This window comes from Bradyrhizobium iriomotense (assembly GCF_018130765.1).
GTDB lineage: Bacteria > Pseudomonadota > Alphaproteobacteria > Rhizobiales > Xanthobacteraceae > Bradyrhizobium > Bradyrhizobium iriomotense_A.
This window is the reverse complement of the sequence record NZ_JAFCJZ010000004.1, coordinates 308,203-322,658: the sequence shown is the minus strand read 5'-3', so window position 1 is coordinate 322,658 and position 14,456 is coordinate 308,203. Positions and strand designations below refer to the sequence as shown.

Sequence of the window (14,456 nt, the reverse complement as noted above, 5' to 3'; positions counted from 1 at the left end):
GAACGATCATTCCCTAATAGGACATAAATTCAGGCGAGCAGCTTCATCGCGACGCCGACGAGGCGGGCCCCGTCGAGCGGGAGGCGCGCCTTGCCGACGACGCGCATGCCCTGCGTGATGCAGATCATCAGCCGCGCGGTGTCGTCGGCATCGACATGGCCCGGAATCGAGCCGTCGGCCTGGCCCTCGCGAATGAGGCCGGCGATGAAGTCTTCATTGGTCTTGAGCTGCGCGTCGACACGCGCACGGATCACGGGATCGACCGCCGACAATTCAACGGCGCTGCCGACCACAAGGCAGCCGCGCCGTCCCTCGATGCCCTGGGAATGTTCGACATAGGATAAGAGCACGTGGCGCAGCCGCTCGCGGCCATTCTCCCCGCGCGCCGCGGCGCTGCGGGTCTGCTCCTGGCGCAAGCCGGCGTAGCGCTCGAAGGCGGCGAGGAATACGGCATGCTTGTCGGCAAACGCCTTGTAGACGCTGCCGGTGGCAAGCCGCATCGCGGCAGTGAGATCCCCGATCGAGGTCGCGTGATAGCCGCGCTCGCGAAACACCCGAAGGGCGCGGTCAAGCGCGGTGTCCATGTCGAACTCCCGGGGACGACCGGGCGGACGGGCGACAGCTTGCGATCGGCGGGCGGCTTTTTGCATTGCGGGATAATAGGGAATGATCGTTCCCGAATAAAGACACGTGGTTGTGATTGTGGGTCCGGCCCCTCTCGTGTCCCGGACAAGCAGCAATGCGCAAGCGTTGCGGCGCCGAGCCGGGACCCAGACTGCGCGAGCGCCCTTGGAAATGTGGGCCCCGGCTCTGCAGCGCATCGTCGAAGAGACGCTGCGCTGCGTCCGGGGCACGAGAGCGGAGTGTGGCGCACGCTCTTTCCAAGTCATCATTGCGAGCACAGCGAAGCAATCCAGAATCCCTCCGCGGAAAGGCTCTGGATTGCTTCGCTGCGCTCGCAATGACGGAGTATGAAGCAACAGCGCGCTCTTTCGGCTTGCATTTCAACTTACAGACACGCCTTCGCCTTCTCGCGGCTCATCTCGCCCGAGCTTTGCTTGATCTCTCCACCCTCTCGATCCAAGAGGGCGCAGGGAAGGCCGGGTGCTGACCTGGCACCCGCGGTCCACTGCGCGAAGATATAGCGCAAAAGAACCGCACAGCAGCATACAGGTGAAGCCTAACACTCGGCCTTCCCTGCGCGATGGTCGGACGGCTTATGCCGTGCTCTCCCGGGAGCCGAATTCCTTCTGGCCTCCCTCACCTCGCGAATTGACGATGCCGTCTGCCCGGTTGGGCTCGCGCGCATCTTCGCGAAAGGCTTGACCGTAGCAACGACGGCCAGGACCACACGGTTTTGCCGTACGCGTATCCGCCGGCCGCCACAGGGTTTTCCCGCGCTGTCGACATCGCGGGAAAAATGTTGGCGAGACGAACTTTCAGCGCCGCTCGTCTGCACGTGGTTACGAGCTCACAGGGACTACCCGCCCTGCCCTTAACCTTTCGTGCCGACGCTGCCGCGTCCACCGCAAGCCCGACTCGCGAAAATGACGACCACATGATCGCCCCTCAAGGATGAGCCGGGACGGGCGATACGTACGACAAATCCGAATTTCGGTAAAGCGGAATATTTTCGCAGCAGCGGGTTGACAGGCGGCGACACACCCGGTCCCGTAGCCCGGATGAGCGTAGCGGCATCCGGGATCTTTGCGAGTTGATTCCCGGGTGTCGCTGCGCTCACCCGGGCTACAAGAGCCTCACCTCTTCACCGCCGACCCATCCGCCATCGTCGCCACGCCCTTCCGCTCCACGATCATCCCATAGGCCCGCGGCTGGCGGTGAACGTCGAAATTGAATGTCGTGCGCTTGTAGGAGTTGCAGAGGTCGAGATCGCAGCGGGCGAGCGCGAGCTCGTCGCCCTTGGTCGTGCATCGCGCGATGATCTCGCCGGAGGGCGCGATGATGCAGCTGCCGCCGATATGGTCGACACCCTCCTCGACGCCGGCCTTGGCGACGCCGACCACGAAGGTGCCGTTCTGATAGGCGCCGGCCTGCATCACCAGGTGATTGTGGAACAACGAGAGGTCGTCATGCTCCGGCGCGGGCGGATTGTGCACCGGCGTGTTGTAGCCGATCATCACCATCTCGACGCCCTGCAGGCCCATCACGCGATAGGTCTCGCTCCAGCGGCGGTCATTGCAGATCGCCATTCCCATCATACCGCCGAACGCTTCGACGACGCCAAAGCCGCTGCCGGGCTCGAAATAGCGCTTCTCCAGATGCTGGAATTTGCGCCACGGCTCGTGCTCGGCATGGCCGGGCAGATGGACCTTGCGGTACTTCGCAACGATCGCACCGCTCTTGTCGACGAGAATGGAGGTATTGTAGCGCCTGACGTCGCCGGCCTCGACCGTCAGCTCGGCATAGCCGAGGTGAAATCCGATGCCGAGCTCGCGGGCGAGATCGAACAGGGCTCGCGTCTCCGGCCCCGGCATCTCGCGCTCGAAAAAGCTGTCGATCTCGGCCTGATCCTCGAAATACCAGCGCGGAAAGAAGGTGGTCAGCGCGAGCTCGGGATAGACGATCAGGTCGCAGCCGTTGGCCTTCGCCTGGCGCATCAACGCCGTCAAGCGCGCCACGACCTCGGTCCTGGTCTCACGCCGCGCAATCGGGCCAAGCTGGCCGGCCGCCACATTCACAAATCTCGTCACGCGTCTGTCCTTCGCTTTTTGGACGTGCGCTACCCGCGCCGTCGCGATCGCGCACATGCAGATTCCGCGCCTATGACGCGCGCTGCGCAAGAGCAAGCCGGCCTGCGCGAGCAATCGAGGAACTTCCGTTGCCAATCTGCAACGGTTCCCAACAGTCTGAAGCCGGACAAAAGAAACTCCCATTGCGGCCACGAACCGCTCTCACAACGCCGTGAGACTATCAGGGGAATAACGATGCGCGCACAACGCGTTTGGAAAGTGAATGGGGCCGCCAGCATCGGGCAGCTCCAATCCAGGCTGGACGACCTGAACAAGCGTCTCAGCCAGCTCGAAAACCAGAATCCGGAGAATTGGAAGCTCGAAGAGCTGAGATCGAGCGCGCTCAGCCTGTCGCGCGAGATCGACGACATCCGCTGCGCCGAGGCGACGGCGGCGTTGAGCGAACTGCTGCGGAAGTAGCCGGCCGACCGATTCGCGCGTCGCGCAGGAACCAACCTTGCTCGCCGTCATTTCCATGCTGAGCATGGAGCAAGATCATGACCAGGCACCTGACACGGGCCCATCTCGCGCGCGGCGTGGCCGGCGCCGTATCAACGCTGGTCCTGTGCGCTGCGGCGGCCTTCACCATCGCGCGCCACTTCGCGCCGTGAGGAATGTCCCATGACGTCCGACCCCGAGGAATCGGTCAGGCTGCAAGGTTTCGGCGAGATGACGTTGCGCACGGCAATCGCGACGCTGATGGCGCTCGGCCCGCGCGAGCGATCGGAGGCCGCCATCTTCCGCGTCCGCGACGGCGTGCAGCTCGCGCAAAGCGAGATCGCCGAACTCGCAGCACACTGGGACATCCCGCCGATGCCCGAAGTCAGGTCGCCAAGGCTCGTCCCGGAGCAGCACTGGACGGACATCGTGCGCGGCATGGTGCGCGAGGCGCCGCTGCCGTCGCTGATGCTGGCGTTCCTCGTCGGCGTGCTGGTGGCGCGGCGGTAGGCCTCTGACCTACCGCGCGGCCACCATGTACACCCGGGCCGCCATCACGAGAACACGAAGTAGTCGCTGTGAAGATTCGCGACCGTGGATCCCTTGATCAGGATCGTATCCTGGCTGTCCAGCGTGATCAGGACATCCGAACCCTGCTGAGCCATGTGAAGATCGTTGAAACTTGCAGCAAGCGAAGAGCTGACCGAGATCTTGTCCGTGCCGGCAGAGGTGTCGGTGTTGAAGCTGTAGACCGTGTCATTGCCGCCCTGATAGGTGACCGTGCCGCCATTGGTGGTGCGGAAGTAGAACGTGTCGTTGCCCGCACCGCCGGCAAGCTTCAAATTGTCGGCATAGGCATAGACCTCATGGGCCCCGCTCGTGTGCGTATATTCGCGCATCGTCAAATTGCCGCTGGCATTAATCGTGTCGGTGCGGATGTCGCCGGTCCCGTCCTGGCTGTAATAGTCGACAGCGCGGGAGCCGTCAGCCGCGATGTGCGTGTGGTTGAGGACCGCTCCGGTGCTGGAGTAGTTGGAGATGTCCTCGCTGCCGTCCGTATTGTGCTTGTCCAGATAATCGTAGCTGCCGTCGGAGTGGAACCGCTCGACGAGCGTCACGCTGCCGCTGGCATTGTACGCCTGGTGGGTCGACGTATAGGACTGGCCGGTGATTTGATAGAGATAGGCATCCGACGAGCCGTCCGCGTGAACGATATTGTCCTTTGTCAGCACACCGCCCGTGTAAGTCTTGTTCTCCGCGCTGCCGTCGACGTTGGCCGTATACTCGGTCAGCTTGTAGCCTGCCGAGGTATCGTAGGTCGTGGTTGTGGTGCCGGTCGAGATGACCGAGACCTCCGTGCTCAATTTGCCGGCGCTGTCGTAATAGTCATAGAGTTTCGAGCCGTCCGCATTGTACGCCGCCTTGTAGTCGTAACTGCCGTCGGCGTGGAAGCGTTCGACAAGCGTTACGTTGCCGCTGGCGTCGCTGGCCTGATGCGTCGAGGTGTAGGACTGACCGGTGATTTGGTAGACATAGGCATCTGACGAGCCGTCCTTGTGAAGGACGTTGTCCTTCGTCAGCACACCGCCCGTGTAAGTCTTGTTCTCCGCGCTGCCGTCCGCATACGCAATGTAGTCCGTGAGCTTGTAGCCGGTCGCCGTGTCATAGGTCGTTGTCGTGGTGCTGGCCGACGTGACGACCACTTCGGAGCTGTGAAGCCCCGTGCTCGTATAGTAATCGGAGACCGTCGAGCCGTCCGAGTTGTAGGCCACCTTGTACTGATAGCTGCCGTCGGCGTGGAAGCGCTCGATCAGCGTCACCTTGCCGCTCGCGTCGCCGACCTGATGGGTCGTGGTATAGGACTGGCCGGTGATATTGTAGATGTAGACCTCGGACGAGCCGTCCTTGTGAAGGATGTTGTCCTTCATCAGCACGTTGTTCGTGTAGACCTTGTTGTCGGCGCTGCCGTCCACATTGGCCGTATAGACGTTGAGCTTGTAGCCCGTCGTCGTATCGTAGGTGATCGTCGTGGTGGCGGTCGACGTGACGACCACTTCGGAGCTCCGAACCCCCGTGCTCGTATAGTAGTCGGAGACCTTGGAGCCGTCCGAGTTGTAGGCCACCTTGTACTGATAGCTGCCGTCGGCGTGGAAGCGCTCGATCAGCGTCACCTTGCCGCTCGCGTCGCTCACCTGATGGGTCGAGGTGTAGGACTGGCCGGTGATGTTGTAGATGTAGACCTCGGACGAGCCGTCCTTGTGAAGGACGTTGTCCTTCATCAACACGTTGTTCGTGTAGACCTTGTTGTCCGCGCTGCCGTCCACATTGGCCGTATAGACGCTGAGCTTGTAGCCCGTCGTCGTGTCATAGGTCGTCGTCGTGGTGGCGGTCGACGTGACGACCACCTCGGAGCTCTGAGCCCCCGTGCTCGTGTAGTAGTCGTAGACCTTCGAGCCGTCCGAGTTGTAGGCCGCCTTGTACTCGTAGCTGCCGTCGGCATGGAACCGCTCGATCAGCGTCACCTTGCCGCTCGCGTCGGTCACCTGATGCGTCGTCGTATAGGACTGGCCGGTGATGTTGTAGGCATAGACCTCGGTCGAGCCGTCCGTGTGAAGGACGTTGTCCTTCATCAGCACGCCGTTCGCATAGACCTTGTTGTCGGCGCTGCCGTCGGCATTGGCCGTATAGACGCTGAGCTTGTATCCGGTCGAGGTGTCATAGGTCGTCGTGACCGTGCTGGAAGAGGTCACGCTGACTTCCGTGCTCAGCGCACCGGTGCTGCTGTAGTAGTCGTAAAGTTTGGAACCGTCGCTGTTGTATGCAGCCTTGTACTGATAGCTTCCGTCGGCGTGGAAGCGCTCGATCAGCGTGACATTGCCGCTCGCGTCGTAGGCAGTGTGCTGCGACGTGTAGGGTTGGCCGGTGATGCCGTAGTGGTAATAGTCGAGCCGTCCGTCGGCCTGTGTAATGCTCTTCGAGACGAGGGCGCCGCTGCTGTCGTAGCCCCAGACGGTGGTCTCGGTCAGGGAACCGCTGGCGTCGAAATCCTGCTCCTTGGTCCAGCCGACGCCGCTCCAGGTGACGGAAAAGGAAAAGCCACCGTCGATCTTCGACAGCAGACTGCCATAGTGGGCAATCACGTATTCCATGGTCTGGTTCGACGAGACGGCCAGAACATGCGTGTCGCTCAACGTCACCTTGTCCAGCCCAGTGGCGGTCGCCAGAGTGTCCATCTGGGCGACGAACTCGGCAGATGTCATCGTGAGAGCGCTGTCCACCACCGTCCCGGCTTCGGCGGCCGGGTGAGTCGCACCGACCTCGATGACCAACGGATGATCGCTGAGGCCGATCTGGATTGTGTCCGTGTTGTAATACACCGCAATCGGGTCCGTCCCCTGCAGTGGGTCATAAACGTAAATGGTGCTTTGCACCTGCCCGAGCTGAACGGTAACGGACGTGACCGGCGTCGTGATTTCGGTCTGGGTCGCACTGTCCCATACGCGCGTATCGGCCCATACGACGAGGTCGCTGACGCTGCCTGACTTGTTCATCAGCATCGTATGCGTGTTGCTGGGCGCGTTGGAAAGCGTGTAGCTCAGATCCGAAGCGGTATGAGCGCTGCCGTTGTCACCGGCGCTCAAGATGGTCGTCAGATTGTGGACTGCGACAGCGGCTTCCTTCGGCGTTCCGTCAACGTTGAAAAGACCGAAATGGGCTTCCTTGTCGCCTCGAGCCGCCGACGATGGCGAGTCGAACAGTTCGTAAATATAGGTGGCGGAAGATCCGTTTTCATAGGCGAGGAGCAGATTGGAGAGGACAAGCTTCGCCTGCGCGTCCTCATTCGCGCCGATGCCCATCACGCTCGACAAGGTCGTATAGCCGGTCTCCGTCACGATGACCGGATCGTTCGTCGAAATGTTCTGCGCCAGACGGAGGTCGTCTTCGATCTGAGCGTCGGCGAGCGCGCCGGTCTGCACGTAGACGTGTGCATTCGCCGCGTCCGAATAGGCGCTCATGTCGCCAACCACGTCGTTCGTCGCGTCGGTCTGGTATCCGATGCTGAAGTTGACGACGGTGACGCCGCTGAGAGTGCCGTTGGCTTTCACGGCGGCGTAGAGAGCCTCCTGAAACGCCGCCGCGCCTTCAAGCGAGGTCAGACCGTTGTAGGAAAAGGTGTTGAGATTGGCTTCATTGATGCCTTCGATGGACAACAGGGCGCCGGGGTGCTCCGTCATGAACTCCGCAAGTGAAGCGACGTAGCTGGCCAGCCCGCTGCTGCCCGTCTCCGGCAGCGTGTAGGCCACGCGAAAATCGAAAGAGACACCCGCATTGGCAAGCGCGTCGATGACCGAATTCGCATGCCCGATTGCGTTGTAGGAGTCACGAACGTGACTGATGCCCAGATAGTCCAGACTGTTGATGATCAAGCTGGAGTTTGTGTAGGCGTCGGTATAGGCGCCCGCATTGGTGTTGATACCGAGAGAGTTCACAAAGCTAGATGCAGTGGTGACCGTCGCGTTCGACATGTACAGCGCCCCATTTCCGATGGAGCGCAGCCTGACAGGTCACTCCTAAAGAAATCCGACTTCAAGAAAGCTAAAATTGTCCGGCTTTCGCCTAAATTTTCAGCTCATCGCGCACATCATATGCCCCCTTCCATCAAGTTCCCCGGCGGAACAAAAACCACCAAGATCCACATCCGCTCGCGCGAGATCGACGACACCCGCTGCGCCGAAGCGAAGGCGGTGTCGAGCGAGCGTCTGCGCACGCACGCTAATGGATTCGGCGATGTGGGGAACCAACTTTGCCGGCCGCCATTGGCGGCGACATCGATGCTATCGCACGCAACTTTGCAAAGAGAGTGGTGATCGCGTGACGACGAGATGACGTTGCAGGGGCGATCGCCACGATGATGGTGCTCGCACGGGCACGAGCGATCGCTGCCGTATGATTACGGTCCGCGTTATTACGGTCCGCAACGCGCGTTTGGCCGCGGGCGAGATCGTCGATCTCGCCCGCGGGTTGGAACACGACGTTGTTCGAGTTCCCGGATCCGCTGGCGCGGTGATGAAGGGCGTCTACGCCGCCGGCCTCGATTCCCCTGACCTATTCATGACGGTTCATTGCTGACCTGCTCTTGGTGTCGCGCATGGTCAGATAGACCAGCAGCGACACCGCGATGCAGCCGGTCAGATACCAGTAGAACCAGCTTTCGTGACCGATGGACTTGAACCAGAGCGCAATCGGTTCCGCGGTGCCGCCGAAGATCGAGACGGTCAGTGCATAGGGCACGCCGACGCCGGTCGCCCGCACGCTGGTCGGAAACAATTCGGCTTTCACCACCGCATTGATCGCCGTGTAGCCCGACACGATCATCCAGGCAGCGGCGATGAGGAGGAAGGCCGAGAAGGCATCATGCGTCGCCTGGAGCGTCGTGAGCAGCGGAATGGTGAACAGCGTGCCGGACACACCGAATCCGATCAGGAGCCACTTGCGCCCGATGCGGTCGGAGATCGCGCCGTAGATCGGCTGGAGCACCATCGCGAAGACGAGGCTTCCTGCCGTCACCATGGTGGTCTGGTCGTCCGTCAGCTTCACCGAGAGGCGAAGGAATTTCTGCATATAGGTGGTGTAGGTGTAGAAGGCCGCCGTGCCGCCCATGGTCAGCCCCACCACCAGCAGAAGCTCGCGCGGATAGTTCAGCAGCATACGGATCGAGCTGGATTTCTTGACCGCCGCCTGGCTGTTCTTGAAGGCATCGGTCTCATGAAGGTTGCTGCGCATCAGCGCGGCCACGACCGCGAGCACGGCACCGAACGCAAACGGCACGCGCCAGCCCCAGGCGCGGATCTCCTCGGTCGAGAGGAACACCTTCTGCAGCAGGAGCAGCACCAGGATGGCGCAGAGCTGACCGCCGATCAGCGTCACATACTGGAAGCTGGAATAGAAGCCGCGGTTCTTCTCGTCGGCGACCTCGCTGAGATAGGTGGCGCTGGTGCCGTATTCGCCGCCGAGGCTCAGCCCCTGCAGGACCCGCGCTAGGCCGAGGATGACGGGAGCGGCCAGACCGATCGAAGCGTAAGTCGGCGTCACCGCGATGATCAGCGACCCGAAGCACATCATCACGACGGATAGCGTCAGGGCGTTGCGCCGGCCGTAGCGGTCGGCAAGATGGCCGAACAGCCAGCCGCCGAGCGGGCGCACCAGGAAGCCCGCCGCAAACAGCAGTGCCGCGTTGAGCTGTTGCACCACTTCATCGCCGTCGGGGAAAAATGCTTTGGCGAAATAGAGCGAAAACGCCGCATAGGCGTAGAAATCGTACCACTCGACGAGATTGCCGACGGAGCCGACGAAGATCGCCCGCAGCCGGCGCGTCATGTCAGCGCTATTCGCAGGCGTCTCCGTGACGGGCGCGCCGACATTTTGAATTGAGGCTTCCTGTGAACTCACGATTTCCTCCGCATGTTTGTTGTCCTTTGACGAAGCCATCCGCTCGCTTGTCGGGGCGCGAGTTGATGCCGTCCCGGAAAACCGGATGGTTTCGGCGCTCCTTCAGCAACGGCTGTGCCAGTCGCGACCGGCGCGCGAAAACGCAGGGAATTGCAGCGAATGGAGCGATTTCCCGAGGAAGAAGGCCTCGCGAAGGCCAGAGCGTCGGCAAGAATCCGCCGATGCGAACGCCGCTATCGGCGGATTTCCGCCGATGACTTGCCGGCTCAGGGATCCCTACGACCGGGCCGCGCCAGCGCGTATTTCGCCATTTTCTCGTTCAGGGTCCGGCGCGGCACACCAAGCTCCTCGGTGACGGCGGCAATCGACCCGTCATGCTCGCGCAAGGCGGCCTCGATCAGCGCGCGCTCATAGGCCGCAACGCGGTCGGCGAGCGACCGCTGCGGCGCGCCCGGTTCGCCGCGCCGCAGGATCTCGGCCACGCTGCGGCCGGTCGCGACCAGTCCCAGCGCATAGCGTTCGGCGACGTTCTTCAGTTCGCGCACATTGCCGGGCCAGTCATGGGCGAGCAGCGCGTCGAGATCGTCCGCGCGCAGCGGCGACATCGTGCGGCCCCCTCCCTTGGCGGCAGCGGCAGCAAAATGCTCGAACAGCAGCAGGACGTCGTTGCCACGCTCGCGCAGCGGCGGCAGGTGGATCTCCGCCGCCGCGAGGCGGAAGTAGAGATCGGAACGGAAGCGCCCCTGGCGGCTTTCGGTCGCAAGATCGCCTTTTGCAGCCGCGATGACGCGAACGTCGACCGGCAGGAGCCTGTTGGAGCCGACCCGCTCGATCGTACGCTCCTGGAGCGCGCGCAGGATCTTGGCCTGGAACGGCAGCGGCATGCTCTCGATCTCGTCGAGCAGGAGTGTGCCGCCGCTGGCGTGCTCGAACTTCCCGATGCGGGCGCCACGCGCGCCGGTGAAGGCGCCGGCCTCATGGCCGAACAATTCGCTTTCGAACAGCTCGGCCGGGATCGCGGCACAGTTCACGGCGACGAAGGGCGCCTTCGCACGCGGACCGAAATCGTGCAGAGCCCGCGCCACCACCTCCTTGCCGGTCCCGGTCTCGCCGGTGACGATCACGTCGCGATCATGACCGGCAAGCTCGAGGATGCTGGCCCGCACCGCGACCATCGCCTTCGACAGGCCGACCAGGCGGGCATCGATCGCGCCGGGCGCGGCAAGGCGATCCGAGAGCTGGCGAAGCTGCAGCTTCAACTGCCGCCGCTCGATGGCGCGCGTGATGACGGCCGAGAGGAGCTCGGGATCATGAGGCTTCTGCAGGAAGTCGTAGGCGCCCTCGCGCATCGCGGCGACCGCCAGGGGCACGTCGCCATGCGCTGTCAGCAGCACAACGGGAATGTCGGGATCGGCGCGGTGAACGTCGCGCATCAATTCCAGCCCGGATCGGTGCGGCATGCGAAAATCGGTCAGCACGGCGTCGGGCGGGCTCTCTGTTACGAGGCGCATGGCCTCATCGGCGCCGGCGGCGGCCCGGACCGTGAAACCGCCGAGCTCCAGCCATTGCCGCACCGAATTGCGGACGATCTCCTCGTCGTCGACGACGAGCACGGACCCGCTCATACGTGCAATTCCTGATGTTGCGAGGCCGCCGCGACGTCCATGACCGGAATGACGACCTTGAAAGTCGAGCCCCTGCCCGGCGTGCTGTCCACCAGGATATCTCCTCCGAACTCCCTGACAATTCCGTACGAGATCGAAAGCCCGAGGCCAAGCCCCTCGCCGATCTCCTTGGTCGTGAAGAACGGGTCGAACAGCGATTTGATGTGCTCGGGTGCAATGCCCGCGCCGGTGTCGCTGACCTCGATCACGGCGCTGTCGTCGCGGCGGTCGAGGGCGACCCCGAGGACCCGCCGCTCGCGATCGCGCATCGCATCGATCGCATTCGACAGCAGATTGACGACGACCTGCTCGAGCCGGATCGGATTGGCGAGCCCATGAAGCGGCTCGGCGGGCGCGGAGCGCACCACCTCGATATGCTCGTGGTCGATCCGGTATTGCAGCAGGCGGATCGCATTGTCGATGACGGGCGCAAGCGCGACAGCGCTGCGCGTGCCGGTCTCCTTGCGCGCGAACATCCGCAGGTGATCGATCAGCGCCATCATGCGCTCGGCGATCGAGGACATCAGGTCGAGATTGGCGGCGGCACGATCGACCTCGTTGCGGCGGAGCAGCACGCGGCTGCTCGCGACATAGGTGATCAACGCCGCGAGCGGCTGGTTGATCTCGTGCGCGACACCGGCGAGCGCCTGACCGAGGCTTGCAAGCTTGGCGCTCTGCACCAGGCTTTCCATGGTCCGGCGCAGCTCTTCCGTGCGCTCGGCCACGCGCCGCTCGAGGACGTCATGCGCATCGAGCTTCGCCCGGACGACCTGCCGCCGCTGATAGGCAACCAGCACGACCAGCAGAGACGCGATCAGGGCGAAGACGCTCGCGATCGCGGCGGTCGCCGCGTTGCGCCGTGCGTCCGCGACGTCCGAGAACAGGAGCAGCCTCCAGCCCTGATCGTGCGGACGGACCTGAAGGGCGTAGTCCCCAAGCTCGGCATTGCCTCGGCCGCGCGCACGACCGATCTGGACGCGTTCCCGGTCGCCTTTGGGCACGAAGACCGGAGCTGGGTCGATCGCCTGACCGAATTGCTGCGCGGCATTCAGTTCTGCGAGCCGCTGTGTGGGGATCGGCAGCAGCGGACGGTATTTCCAGTCCTCACGGCTGGCGAGGAAGATCACGCCGTTCTCGTCCTCCATCGCGACGAGGTCGCCGGCACGCGCCCATTCGGCCTCGAGCGCACTGAGATCGATCTTGACCACGGCGACGCCGAGGGTTTTTCCGCCCTCCATGATCCGGTGCGACAGGAAATAGCCAGGCTGCCCCGTGGTGGCGCCGACGGCATAGTAATGGCCCTCGCCGGCGCGCATGGCGTCGATGAAATAGGCGCGGAACCCGTAATTGTGTCCGACGAAACTCGACTCCAGATCGAAATTGCTTGCCGCGAGCGCGAGGCCGGTGCTGTCGAGGACATACAGCTCGGCGGACCGGGCTCCCTGATTGAGCGATTTGAGGTAGCGATTGGCGGCGGCGGTCGCCGATGCATCATGGGGGTCGCGATAGAGCTCGCGGATGGGATCGGCGAGCGACAGGACCGCCGGCAGATAGCGATAGCGCGCAACAGTCGCATCGAAGGTGCTGGCAATCAGCGCAAGCCGGTCGTTGGCCTCCCGCTCCATGCGCGCAAAGGCGGCATCCAGCGCAAAGACGTAAGCCAGCCAGCCCGCCGCCGCGATGGCCGCAAGCGCGGCTACGCCGATCAGCACGTATCGCGGCAGGGCTGGACGGGGGCGTTGCATCGGGGCTCCGGATCGGGGCGATATCGCTAGGTAGCACAGGCAGGGCCTGCGGCGCGGCTACGAACGCGAGGGGCTCCGGCGAATCGCCGAGCCGGCCGCTCGGCCGCCTTGCACCCTGATCGCCTTGCGGAGCCATGCCGCATCGGCAAGCGGCCCTGCCGAGCCAAATCCGCCGTGGACCCGATCCCGAAATCGTTGCAAAAAGGCGTTCCGAGGCGCTGGCGGCCGGTCCGCCAAGCCTCTGGAAAACGTCAACTTTTGGAAGAATGGTCGGAGTGGCAGGATTCGAACCTGCGACCCCTGCGTCCCGAACGCAGTGCTCTACCGGGCTGAGCCACACTCCGACAAGAAGGCGGCTTATAGCGTCGGGTTTGGCGCACCGCAAGCGGCCGAGATGAGGAATTTTGTCCCTGTGAAAACGGGTCTTGAAACGCTGATTTTACCGGCGGGCGAAGCCGCCGCAGGGGCCGCCGCCCGGACGCTTGCGGCCGGCGGGCTGGTCGCGTTTCCGACCGAGACGGTTTACGGGCTCGGCGCGGATGCCGCCAATGCCACGGCGGTCGCCCATATCTACAGCGCCAAGGGGCGGCCGGCCTTCAATCCGCTGATCGCGCATGTGCCTGATATCGCCGCTGCGCGCCGGATCGGCCGGTTCGACGCGCGCGCATTGAAGCTCGCGGAGGCGTTCTGGCCGGGGCCGTTGACCCTGGTGGTGCCGAAGACGGACGACTGCCCGGTGTCGGATCTCGCCACTGCGGGCCTCGACACCGTCGCGATCCGCATTCCCGCCCACCCGGTGGCGCAGGCGATCCTGCGCGCCTTCGGCGGAGCCGTGGTGGCGCCGTCGGCCAACATCTCCGGTCACGTCTCGCCAACGCTGGCTGCGCATGTCGAGAGTGATCTATCGGGACGGATCGACCTGATCGTCGACGGCGGGCCGGTCGACGTCGGTGTCGAATCGACGATCGTCGGCTGCTTCGAGACGCTGATGCTGCTGCGCCCCGGCGGGTTGTCGCGCGAACGGATCGAGGCGGTGCTCGGTGCAGCCATGGCGCGGCCGCCGGTGGAGGCCCAGCCGCTGGCGCCGGGCATGCTGGCCTCGCATTACGCGCCGCGCGCCAATGTGCGGCTCCGCGCGCAGGACGTTACCCCGGGCGAAGCGCTGCTGGCGTTTGGCCCCGCGCGGCTGCCCGGCGTTGACGCTGCGTCGGCCGTCATGAATTTGTCGCCCGCCGGTGATCTCGATGAAGCCGCCGCCAATCTGTTTGGCTATCTTCGGAGCCTCGATGCGAGGAGCCCGCAGGCGATCGCGGTGATGCCGATCCCCGAAGAGGGCTTGGGCGAGGCGATCAACGACCGGCTGCGCCGGGCGGCGGTTGCGCGATAAGAAAGCGGAATGAAAGAAGACG

At 63.6% G+C, this 14,456-nt stretch carries 10 protein-coding genes and 1 tRNA gene; 4 read left to right on the top strand and 7 right to left on the bottom strand.

Translation table 11 applies throughout. The annotated features are described in order from the left end of the window. Nucleotides 1-29: 29 nt before the first annotated feature. Together JQ635_RS10150 and JQ635_RS10145 are read right to left on the bottom strand one after the other, a co-directional pair. The gene (locus JQ635_RS10150; RefSeq protein ID WP_211409711.1) at nucleotides 30-650 is read right to left on the bottom strand and encodes a TetR/AcrR family transcriptional regulator; all 621 of its coding nucleotides are present in this window, start codon (nucleotides 648-650) and stop codon (nucleotides 30-32) included. A gap of 1,107 nt (nucleotides 651-1,757) precedes the next feature. After that, nucleotides 1,758-2,711: an N-carbamoyl-D-amino-acid hydrolase gene (locus JQ635_RS10145; RefSeq protein ID WP_211409710.1), complete on the bottom strand. Its 954-nt coding sequence runs from the start codon at nucleotides 2,709-2,711 to the stop codon at nucleotides 1,758-1,760. A 234-nt stretch (nucleotides 2,712-2,945) separates the two neighbouring features. Here JQ635_RS10145 and JQ635_RS10140 point away from each other — a divergent pair, with 234 nt between their 5' ends. Then, nucleotides 2,946-3,170 (top strand): hypothetical protein, encoded by a 225-nt coding sequence (locus JQ635_RS10140; protein WP_018648745.1) that lies wholly within the window; start codon nucleotides 2,946-2,948, stop codon nucleotides 3,168-3,170. A gap of 201 nt (nucleotides 3,171-3,371) precedes the next feature. Further along, nucleotides 3,372-3,698: a hypothetical protein gene (locus JQ635_RS10135; protein ID WP_211409709.1), complete on the top strand. Its 327-nt coding sequence runs from the start codon at nucleotides 3,372-3,374 to the stop codon at nucleotides 3,696-3,698. A gap of 44 nt (nucleotides 3,699-3,742) precedes the next feature. On the opposite strand, the gene JQ635_RS10130 is transcribed toward JQ635_RS10135, so the two are convergent. Next, nucleotides 3,743-7,714, bottom strand: a complete 3,972-nt coding sequence (locus JQ635_RS10130) for a hypothetical protein (protein WP_211409708.1) — start codon at nucleotides 7,712-7,714, stop codon at nucleotides 3,743-3,745. Nucleotides 7,715-7,834: 120 nt separating this feature from the next. Here JQ635_RS10130 and JQ635_RS10125 point away from each other — a divergent pair, with 120 nt between their 5' ends. After that, nucleotides 7,835-8,056, top strand: coding sequence for a hypothetical protein (locus tag JQ635_RS10125; protein ID WP_211409707.1), 222 nt, complete (start codon nucleotides 7,835-7,837; stop codon nucleotides 8,054-8,056). Between the two features lie 238 nt (nucleotides 8,057-8,294). On the opposite strand, the gene JQ635_RS10120 is transcribed toward JQ635_RS10125, so the two are convergent. From JQ635_RS10120 to JQ635_RS10105, 4 genes are all read right to left on the bottom strand, one after another. Further along, complete coding sequence (locus JQ635_RS10120) at nucleotides 8,295-9,566, bottom strand: MFS transporter (RefSeq protein ID WP_211409706.1); 1,272 nt, start codon at nucleotides 9,564-9,566, stop codon at nucleotides 8,295-8,297. Between the two features lie 338 nt (nucleotides 9,567-9,904). Continuing rightward, nucleotides 9,905-11,263 (bottom strand): sigma-54-dependent transcriptional regulator, encoded by a 1,359-nt coding sequence (locus tag JQ635_RS10115; RefSeq protein WP_211409705.1) that lies wholly within the window; start codon nucleotides 11,261-11,263, stop codon nucleotides 9,905-9,907. After that, complete coding sequence (locus JQ635_RS10110) at nucleotides 11,260-13,047, bottom strand: sensor histidine kinase (protein ID WP_246583411.1); 1,788 nt, start codon at nucleotides 13,045-13,047, stop codon at nucleotides 11,260-11,262. Before JQ635_RS10110 ends, JQ635_RS10115 begins: the two co-directional genes overlap by 4 nt. Nucleotides 13,048-13,314: 267 nt before the next feature. Continuing rightward, nucleotides 13,315-13,391, bottom strand: a tRNA-Pro gene (locus tag JQ635_RS10105). Between the two features lie 68 nt (nucleotides 13,392-13,459). Between JQ635_RS10105 and JQ635_RS10100 the strand changes: the two genes are divergently transcribed. After that, nucleotides 13,460-14,434: an L-threonylcarbamoyladenylate synthase gene (locus JQ635_RS10100; protein ID WP_211409704.1), complete on the top strand. Its 975-nt coding sequence runs from the start codon at nucleotides 13,460-13,462 to the stop codon at nucleotides 14,432-14,434. The last annotated feature ends 22 nt before the right edge of the window (nucleotides 14,435-14,456 follow it).

Excerpts from the sequence above, each read along its gene's own strand:
- JQ635_RS10150 (WP_211409711.1), bottom strand. The coding sequence starts at position 650 with ATGCAAAAAGCCGCCCGCCGATCGCAAGCTGTCGCCCGTCCGCCCGGT.
- JQ635_RS10120 (WP_211409706.1), bottom strand. The coding sequence starts at position 9,566 with ATGACGCGCCGGCTGCGGGCGATCTTCGTCGGCTCCGTCGGCAATCTC.
- JQ635_RS10110 (WP_246583411.1), bottom strand. The coding sequence starts at position 13,047 with ATGCAACGCCCCCGTCCAGCCCTGCCGCGATACGTGCTGATCGGCGTA.
- JQ635_RS10140 (WP_018648745.1), top strand. The coding sequence starts at position 2,946 with ATGCGCGCACAACGCGTTTGGAAAGTGAATGGGGCCGCCAGCATCGGG.
- JQ635_RS10115 (WP_211409705.1), bottom strand. The coding sequence starts at position 11,263 with ATGAGCGGGTCCGTGCTCGTCGTCGACGACGAGGAGATCGTCCGCAAT.
- JQ635_RS10135 (WP_211409709.1), top strand. The coding sequence starts at position 3,372 with ATGACGTCCGACCCCGAGGAATCGGTCAGGCTGCAAGGTTTCGGCGAG.
- JQ635_RS10125 (WP_211409707.1), top strand. The coding sequence starts at position 7,835 with ATGCCCCCTTCCATCAAGTTCCCCGGCGGAACAAAAACCACCAAGATC.
- JQ635_RS10130 (WP_211409708.1), bottom strand. The coding sequence starts at position 7,714 with ATGTCGAACGCGACGGTCACCACTGCATCTAGCTTTGTGAACTCTCTC.